This is a genomic window from Desulfovibrio sp. ZJ200 (genome assembly GCF_011039095.1).
Classification (GTDB): Bacteria; Desulfobacterota; Desulfovibrionia; order Desulfovibrionales; family Desulfovibrionaceae; genus Desulfovibrio.
In genome coordinates this window covers 42,672-50,299 of sequence record NZ_JAAKEH010000024.1, presented here as the reverse complement: position 1 = coordinate 50,299, position 7,628 = coordinate 42,672, and the positions used below count along the sequence as shown (strand labels likewise).

The window sequence follows — 7,628 nt, the reverse complement described above, 5'->3', positions numbered from 1 at the left end:
CGAAGATGTAAGAAGGAAACGTGAGGAATGGAAACTGTTCCAGCAAAAAGCTTCATGTAATAGATTGATATTTATTGATGAAACCGGTGCCAAAACCAATATGACGAGATTATACGGCAGAGCCAGAGATGGCCAACGTTGCCATGATCATGCGTCAGAGGGACGTTGGGAAAGGATAAGCATACTTTCAGCAATCCGGGTAACGGGAGAGACTTGCAGTGTTGTTTTTGATGGGGCACTGGATGGAAAAATGTACAATGCTTATATTGAAAAATTTCTTCTTCCAACGCTTAAAGCTAACGATGTTGTTATAATGGATAATTTGAATGTCCATAAATCAAAAACCGCCCAAAACTTGATAAGGGAAAAAGGCTGCAAGTATATTTTCCTTCCAGAATACAGCCCGGATTTAAATCCCATTGAAAAGATGTGGAGCAAAGTGAAACAATTACTTCGGGGTATGAAATCAAAAACATGTGATGAACTGTACAAATCCATTGGAAAAGCATTAAGTTGTATCACACAAAAAGACGCTGAAGGATGGTTTAAATCCTGTGGCTATGTAAAAAGTTAAAAGCAAAATGCTCTAGCTGGCGCCCGCGCCGAATGAGCGTCCAGACCGCGCTCTGGACGCGAAATGATGGCAGCGAAGTGATTGAAAATGAATATTTTCAATCAAAAAATGCTCTAAAAGGGCCAGTCTTGCGTGGTGAAAGGCAGGCTTTGGGCCATTTCCGTCAGGGCCCGGCGCAGGGCGCGCTCGCGCTGGGGCGAAAAGACCAGCTTCAGCAGTGCTGTGCGACGTTCCAGTACGGTAAAATAGGCGAGATTATCGTGCGCTTCCAGCAAAAAACGAAAGAGCGCGATGTGCTCGGGCGCGAGACGCACCAGAAGGCGGCCGCTGCCTGACGGCGCGGGCAGAGGAGGGCCGCAGGCGCGTTTTTTGCGCAGGGCCGGAGGAAGGGCGCAAGGGGCGGCCATTACTGCCAACCGAACCAGCGGGCCGCAATCACCAGGCCGATGCCGAAGGCTATGGTCAGGAAATAATTTTTGCCCCACCAGGCTACCAGCAGCGAGGGCAGGGCCACCATCAGAAAGAGATTGGAAGGGCCGGCGTTGAAGCGCCCTTCGTAAAAAAAGACATCAGGCCCCACCAGGGCGGCCATCACGGCGACGGGCACAAAGGACAGCCAGCGCCGCAACAGGACGGGCAGACTGTCGCCCTTGAGAAACATCACGGGGATCACCTTGGGCAGCACTGTGGCCAGCACGCAGCCCAGGATGCAGATCAGCAGCGCCGCGTGCCCCTCAAACCAGCTCATGAGCGATTCTCCCTTGTGGAGCTTTGGGCTTTGGGGAGGATTGGGTCAGGGCCTTCGGACGCGGCGGGCTGCTTTCGACAGAGCAGCACGGTGCCCAGGCTCGCGCCCAGAATGGTGGCTACGGCCACATTCCATTGGCTCATGCCCGCGCCCCTGAGCCCGATGGACAGGGCCGCGGTGAATACGGCCACCAGCACATGCAGGCGGCTCACGCACTGAGGAACCAGCAAAGCCAGAAACATGGCGGTCAGCGCGTAGTCCAGGCCCAGGGGTTTCACGTCGCTGACCCGTTCGCCGCAAAAGGCTCCCACGGCGCTGCCTGCCACCCAGGAAAGCCAGGTGGCGCTGTTGCAGACGTAGAGCGTGGACAGGCGCAGCTTCCAGCCCTGCTGCAAGGCAGTGACGTGCACCACAAAGGTTTCGTCGGTGAGGCCCAGGCCCAGCAGGAATCGCTGGCAGCGCGGCAACGCGGCCAGCCAGGGCGATTCGGCAGCGGACATCAGCAGATAGCGCAGGTTGACGATGAAGACGGCGGCTATGACCGACAAAATGCCCGCCCCCGCGCCCCAGAGGCTGGCCAGCACAAACTGCCCGGAGCCGGAAAACATCAGCAGGGACATGCCCACCGCCAGCGCGGGCGGGATATTGTTTTTGACCGCCAGCACGCCGAAGGCAAAGCCCACTGGCACATAGCCCAGCATGATGGGCAGAGCGCGGCGCAGGCCTTCCAGGCAGGTGCGCATGGGGGAAGATTCGCTCGACATGCCGGCAGCCTCGTGTGATGAGAAAATTTTTGCCCCCGCGTAGGGCAGGCGCAGCCTCCAACGTCCCAAGACGGCAGCGCAGGGACGGCGGCCGGGCAAGCGGCGTGCAGCCTGCCCCGTATGGCGCGTGCCGCCACGGTGCGCGCACGCGTTTTTATGGTCCCCGGACGCCGCATCCGTCAGATTTGCTATCCCTTTTGGCTGAGGCTGGCAAGCGGCTGGCTCGCCGGGCCAGGGCTGACGCATCTTCTGCGGCAGCCCTGGCGGCGGGCAGGCACGCGAGCTTGAATTTTTTTCAAGTTTGCCGCACGGAGTATACCGGGATCTCTTTCTTTCAGCCCCAAAAAGCTTTAGAATGGTTCCGCATGGCAGTGTTCTGCCAGGTTGCGACAATTGCGGAGTGAACTGTGGGCGAGCCTCTGGAAAGCATCAGCACGCACGCCATAACGGGCATCGGCCCTGAGGCCGGCGGTCGGGAAAAGCAGGAAAGCGGACGCGCGGACCTTGCGAGCCGTTCTGCGCGAGCGGACGCCCGCGGGCCCTCCAGCTTTGCGGACAGTCTGACGTTGAGCCCTGAAGCCCAGAGCCAGTTACGCGCGTTGCAGCAGCGCGACGCAAAGGTGCGCTCGCATGAGCAGGCGCATCTCGCCGCCGGGGGCGCGCATGTGACCGGCGGGGCGAGCTATACGTATCAGAAAGGCCCTGACGGGCGGCACTACGCCATTGGCGGCCAGGTTTCCATTGACGCTTCCGCGGTGCCGGGCGATGCCGAGGCCACCAGGGAGAAAGCCCGCCAGGTGCGCCGTGCCGCCCTGGCTCCGGGCGAGCCTTCCGGCCAGGATCGGCAGGTGGCCGCCAAGGCCGCACGCCTGGAGGCGCAAGCCGCTCAGGACGAGCTGGACGGCAGCCCGGAAAACAAGCAAGATCCTGGCGCATCTCCCGAAGTTGCAGGGCGTTCCGGCGGCGTCGGGCCAATGGATCTTGCCGCGGCGGCGTCAACTGACCGGAGCCGCCGCCTCCCCGATCCGGCCGAAGAGGGCGGAAGAGGCGTGAGCAGAGCCGGCGGCATCCTCCAACATCTTGCCGATGCGCAGGATCGGGCGGCAAGCAGAGCGGCAGGCGTCTATGCCGCCATGGCTATGCGCGGAACAATGCCGACCGCACTTGCTCCCGCCGGCACGGGAATTTCTCTGCAAGTCTGAAAGCCCTTCCCTAGAGCATTTTTTGATTGAAAATATTCATTTTCAATCACTTCGCCGCCATCATTTCGCGTCCAGGCTCCAGCCGTTGCGACGAAGGAAGCTACGGATGAAGACAGCAATGAGTTACCACAAAAAACATGCAACAAAACCGCTGTCGCCAGAGCGTTTAGTTAATTTCATTAGCAAAACGCTCCAGGAGCGTCCGGCGCAAAAAACGGCTAAGCCAAGCCGGGAACGGCGCGCTTCAAAACGCGCCTGCCCTCTCTTCCAGACAGATCTGCCCGCGGCCTTGCGGCTGCCGCAAAGCCTTTTCGGCATCGCAGGCTGAAAACGCGCTACGAATTTCCCGAAGGCTTGGCATACGCGCCGGACAGACGCCCGACAGGAGCCGCAGCGGGCGCAACAGGCGGCACGAAGGGCTGCACATGCGCCCTGGCCGCCACACGCTCATCCGCAGGCGAGGCCTGAGCCGGCGCAGCCGCGCGCAGGGCATTGCGCCCATAAACCGCCTGGGCGTGGGCGCGCGGCACGGCCGCAGCGGTATGGGTCATGATCGGCTGGGCCGTTTTGGTCACCGAGCCGGCGGGCTGCATGCGGCCCGCGATCTCGGCCGCCGCGCGCCGGGCCTCCGGCGTTTCGATGATCTGGGCATACGCGCCGCGCAGGCCGGAAAGAATATGCGCCACGCTGTCCAATTGCTCCACGTTCATTTTCAGATTGGCCTGCAAAAGACGCGCGGTGCAGAGAAGATACAGATTGTTCAGGTTCTCGGCCAAACTGCCGCCTTTGTCCATGTTCAGAGAGGCGGAAAGCTCGTTGACGATGTCGATGACCTTGGAAATGTAGATGCCCTTGGCCGCGAAATCCCTGGCCAGCATTTTATCCCGCGCCTGTTGCAGATAACTGAGCGCCCCGTCGTAGAGCATGAGCAAAAGCTGCCCCTGATCCGTGGTGGTCACCTTGGTTTGAAAATATGCTCGCGCCGCTTTGTTCATAGGTTCTTCCTTCTGAAAAGTCGGTTCTCAACAGTGCCGGGTCGGGGGCGACAGTCATACGCGGCGTGGCGAGCCGCGCAGACTCATGGCGCAAATGTCTCCCGACCGGGGCGGGCCGTTGCGGCAGCCCTGCCAGATCGTTTAGCTCATTTCATGAGCAAAACGCTCTAGCTGGCGCTGCCCGTCATGCCTGCTATCTGGGATTCCAGCCGCTTCTGCTGTTCATCATACTGCTTGAGCAATGTTTCCAGATTGGCGAAGATCTGCTTTTGCCGGGCTTCCCAGGTGTCAATGCGCTGTTGCTCTCGTTCGATCTTCGCATCAATATTTTCCATGATGGTCTTGTAGTTGTCGCGCAAAACCATCAGCGCGCCGTTTTTGGATTTCAGGGCAATGGCGTCGGCAATCTTGTCCGGCGAGGCATTGGGGTTGATCTGCACGTCCGTGAAGACCAGCTCGGCCTTGAAAAAGCTGTCCACCGTCTGCACAAGGCCCTGCTTGATGCGCACCTGGCCCGTGTGCGTTCCCGGGGCCAGATTGTCGATCTGGATAGAGAGGCCGCGCGCGTCGCCCTGGCCCACGCTGTAGTAATACCCGGGCATGCTCTCGTCGCGCGTGGCTTCCACGCCGCCGATGGTCACCCTGGTAATCTTTCCGTCGGCGTCCACCTCATACTTCACATCGTAGCTGCCGGCCTTGGTGATGCCTTCCACATGGCTGCCGTAGCGGAAATCGGCGCTGGTGGAGCTGCCTGTGCCGCTGGTGCAGAAAAAGTCCACCACGGCTTCCAGGTTCTCGTTGATCATCTTGCTGTAATTTTCTTTGTCCAGCGACTGAAGCTCCGCAATGCTCGATTGGGGCGCGATCTCCAGCAGCCCGTACATATCGCTGCTCTCGTCCGTATTGGTCTTGATGCCCATGTTGGCGAGATTGGCGAGCGCGTCGCCGGAAAGAATATCGTCGGCGCTCTGCCGCCCCTTGAAGCCCGGAGGCGAAGAGTTCAACAGGCTCTTGAAGCGGGTCGAGAACAACTGCACCCCGTAGTTGCCCTGCAAAAGACCGCCTTTTTCCGAAGTGAGCTGCGAGGGGCTGTAATTGTCCTTGCCCGCGTCCCTGGGATCGCTGCTGGTGACCTCCTTGTCCTCGTCATACTGGGTGAAATCACGGATAGTCAGCAGCACCGAGTTCACGGCATCCAGAAAATTCTGGATGGACTTCTCCACCGAGGGGATGTCCGTGCTTACGGAAATGCGGGCTTCGCCCACGTCCTGAATGCTGAAGACCACGCCTTCGATTACGTCGCTCACGGTATTGGAGGCCGACTCCATTTCCATGGGCCAGTTGTCCACCTGATAACGGGCGTTGGTGGCGCGCTGGATGCTCCAGTTGGAGGATGTGGCGACCTGGCCCTGCAGGCCGGGACCGCTGGCGTCGGCAATATTGTTCAGTTTCAGATACGGCTGGCCCGTGGATGTGCCCGCCGCCCAGGGCTGGCCCTCGGCGTCCACAATTTCGACGTCCGGCCCCAGCGCGGCCACAAAGGCGTCCAACACGTCCTGCATGCTTGAGCCGCTGGGCAGCGGCCCGATGTTCACCACAGTGCCGTCGTTTTTCCTGACCGTGTAATTGAGGTCCGGCGGCGCTTCCAGCGTAACCCTGGAGGAATCCGCGGGGTCAGTGTAAAACACGTCGTTGGCGGCCACGCTGGTGCTGGTCTTCACCTTGGCCGTGACCCCGGCCATGCCGCCCGAGCCGGTGGTCAGGGCAAAGCCCTGCGCATCGTCCACAGTCAGCGTGGGATTGCCGTCGGCGTCCGTGCCCGCGCTGTAGGTCAGGCCTTCGGCGTCCAGGGTGCCCCTGATCCTGTCCAGCAACTCCTGATTGGTCATGTCGCTGGTAATGTCTTTGACGTAGACGGCGCTGCCGTCCTTTTTGGTCAGCGTGTAAACAAGATCAATGGGCGGATTGGCGTCGCTGATCCTGGAGCTCAGCTTGTTCTGATCGAAAGTCAGGGCAGTTTCGGCCGTGGCTCCGGGGCCGCTCAGCGAGCCGATGATCTGCGCCGGGCTGCCCTTGGCGTCAATAGCCGTATTGGTCAGCGTGCTCATGTCAAATCCGGCGCCGCTCAACAGCGTCAGGCTGCCGTCCTGCACGCCGATCAGGTCCACGCCCCAGGAACCGTCGTCGCTCATGCTCAGATCAACGCCCTCACCGCTTTGCGTGGCCTGGGCCAACTGGATCAGAAATTCCTTTCGGGTGGCGCTGCCCTTGATCTCAAACTCGCGGGTATTGCCGTCGCTCATGGTCAGCTGAAACTTCAGAACTTCCGTGGACGTGCCGGAGATCAAGGGATCATTGATGTTGCTGCCCACGGATATGCGCGTGCCCGCCGGTCTGTAGGCGTCATCCTCGCTCTTGCGCTTGCTGAAGGATTTGACGCGCTCCAGCACCAGGTTGCCGGAGGCGTCCAGGCTGGCCACCGGGTCACCGCCGAGCTGGGTGTTGAGCGCGTCTCGCAGCTCTTCATTGGTGGCATCGCCCTTGAGTGTGATGGTCTTTTTGCGGCCGTCCTGCATGACCACGTCAAAGGCGTAGGTTCCGGGGTTCGTGAGCGTGGCCGAGGGATCAAGGGCCTTGTCGGTCAGCCAGGTGGAGGTGCTGCCCGCCGCGCTCATGCCCTTGAGATAGGCATTGTCGTGGATGATCAGATTATTGTCCGCGCCCGTGTCCTTGCCCGCGATCTGAAAAACATAGCCGCCGCCGCTCTGGATCAGGCTGACCTTGATGCCCGGGTTTTCCGTGGCATTGTTGACCAGGCTGGCAAAGGAATCCAGGGTGGTGCCTTTGGGGATATGAATACTGTGCTCTTTGCCCGCGTAGGTAAAGGTGAAGTCCGTGCCCGCAGCGGGCGTGGATTCATTGGTGATGCTCTCGGTTTTGGAGTCAAAGATCTGGCCGATGTTGGCCCAGATGGCGTTATTGGCCACCTGCGTGACCTTGATGCGGTGCTGCACGTCCTGAGCCGAGGCATTGGCCACGGCCGTGACCACATTCTGATCGCTGCTGGTGACGTTTTTGGCCACAAAGGTATTGCGGTCGCTCAGGCTGCCGAGCATTTTACTGGCGGCCTGGACCTGCTCGATGATCGTGCCGAAGGCATCGTAGCGCAACTTCCAGTCGTCTTTCCAGGCCTCAAGACGGTTCAGTTGCGTGGACTCTATTTTCTTGAGCTTGGCAAGTGCATCGTCAAAATTGGTGTCCGAGCCGCCAAGCCCGGAGATGGCGTTGGAGCCGGAAATGCTGATTGCCATATGCGCCCTCGTGTGCTCGTTGTGCAGCGCTGTC

At 60.0% G+C, this 7,628-nt stretch carries 8 protein-coding genes; 3 read left to right on the top strand and 5 right to left on the bottom strand.

Annotation, left to right across the window (positions count from 1 at the left end; all coding sequences use genetic code 11):
- Positions 1 to 34: 34 nt before the first annotated feature.
- Positions 35 to 574 (top strand): IS630 family transposase, encoded by a 540-nt coding sequence (locus G7Y52_RS08420; protein ID WP_277424295.1) that lies wholly within the window; start codon positions 35 to 37, stop codon positions 572 to 574.
- A 113-nt stretch (positions 575 to 687) separates the two neighbouring features.
- Here the strand turns inward: G7Y52_RS08420 and G7Y52_RS08415 are convergent, their stop codons facing one another.
- From G7Y52_RS08415 to G7Y52_RS08405, 3 genes are read right to left on the bottom strand one after another with little or no spacing between them, the layout of a single operon-like run.
- Entirely contained in the window at positions 688 to 981 is a 294-nt protein-coding gene (locus G7Y52_RS08415; RefSeq protein ID WP_165070070.1) for a DUF4911 domain-containing protein, read from the bottom strand.
- Positions 981 to 1,322, bottom strand: coding sequence for an AzlD domain-containing protein (locus tag G7Y52_RS08410; protein WP_165070067.1), 342 nt, complete (start codon positions 1,320 to 1,322; stop codon positions 981 to 983). The genes G7Y52_RS08415 and G7Y52_RS08410 overlap by 1 nt, the downstream gene beginning before the upstream one ends.
- Positions 1,319 to 2,086, bottom strand: coding sequence for an AzlC family ABC transporter permease (locus G7Y52_RS08405; RefSeq protein WP_165070065.1), 768 nt, complete (start codon positions 2,084 to 2,086; stop codon positions 1,319 to 1,321). The genes G7Y52_RS08410 and G7Y52_RS08405 overlap by 4 nt, the downstream gene beginning before the upstream one ends.
- A 407-nt stretch (positions 2,087 to 2,493) precedes the next feature.
- Between G7Y52_RS08405 and G7Y52_RS08400 the strand changes: the two genes are divergently transcribed.
- Complete coding sequence (locus tag G7Y52_RS08400; RefSeq protein WP_165070061.1) at positions 2,494 to 3,288, top strand: putative metalloprotease CJM1_0395 family protein; 795 nt, start codon at positions 2,494 to 2,496, stop codon at positions 3,286 to 3,288.
- A gap of 106 nt (positions 3,289 to 3,394) precedes the next feature.
- Positions 3,395 to 3,616 (top strand): hypothetical protein, encoded by a 222-nt coding sequence (locus G7Y52_RS08395; protein ID WP_165070057.1) that lies wholly within the window; start codon positions 3,395 to 3,397, stop codon positions 3,614 to 3,616.
- 7 nt (positions 3,617 to 3,623) lie between these two features.
- On the opposite strand, the gene fliS is transcribed toward G7Y52_RS08395, so the two are convergent.
- Positions 3,624 to 4,283, bottom strand: a complete 660-nt coding sequence (gene fliS / locus G7Y52_RS08390; protein WP_165070054.1) for a flagellar export chaperone FliS — start codon at positions 4,281 to 4,283, stop codon at positions 3,624 to 3,626.
- Between the two features lie 167 nt (positions 4,284 to 4,450).
- On the bottom strand, positions 4,451 to 7,594 hold the full coding sequence (gene fliD, locus G7Y52_RS08385; RefSeq protein ID WP_165070051.1) for a flagellar filament capping protein FliD: 3,144 nt from the start codon (positions 7,592 to 7,594) through the stop codon (positions 4,451 to 4,453).
- Positions 7,595 to 7,628: the final 34 nt, after the last annotated feature.

Excerpts from the sequence above, each read along its gene's own strand:
- G7Y52_RS08415 (WP_165070070.1), bottom strand. The coding sequence starts at position 981 with ATGGCCGCCCCTTGCGCCCTTCCTCCGGCCCTGCGCAAAAAACGCGCC.
- G7Y52_RS08410 (WP_165070067.1), bottom strand. The coding sequence starts at position 1,322 with ATGAGCTGGTTTGAGGGGCACGCGGCGCTGCTGATCTGCATCCTGGGC.
- G7Y52_RS08405 (WP_165070065.1), bottom strand. The coding sequence starts at position 2,086 with ATGTCGAGCGAATCTTCCCCCATGCGCACCTGCCTGGAAGGCCTGCGC.
- G7Y52_RS08395 (WP_165070057.1), top strand. The coding sequence starts at position 3,395 with ATGAAGACAGCAATGAGTTACCACAAAAAACATGCAACAAAACCGCTG.
- fliS (WP_165070054.1), bottom strand. The coding sequence starts at position 4,283 with ATGAACAAAGCGGCGCGAGCATATTTTCAAACCAAGGTGACCACCACG.
- fliD (WP_165070051.1), bottom strand. The coding sequence starts at position 7,594 with ATGGCAATCAGCATTTCCGGCTCCAACGCCATCTCCGGGCTTGGCGGC.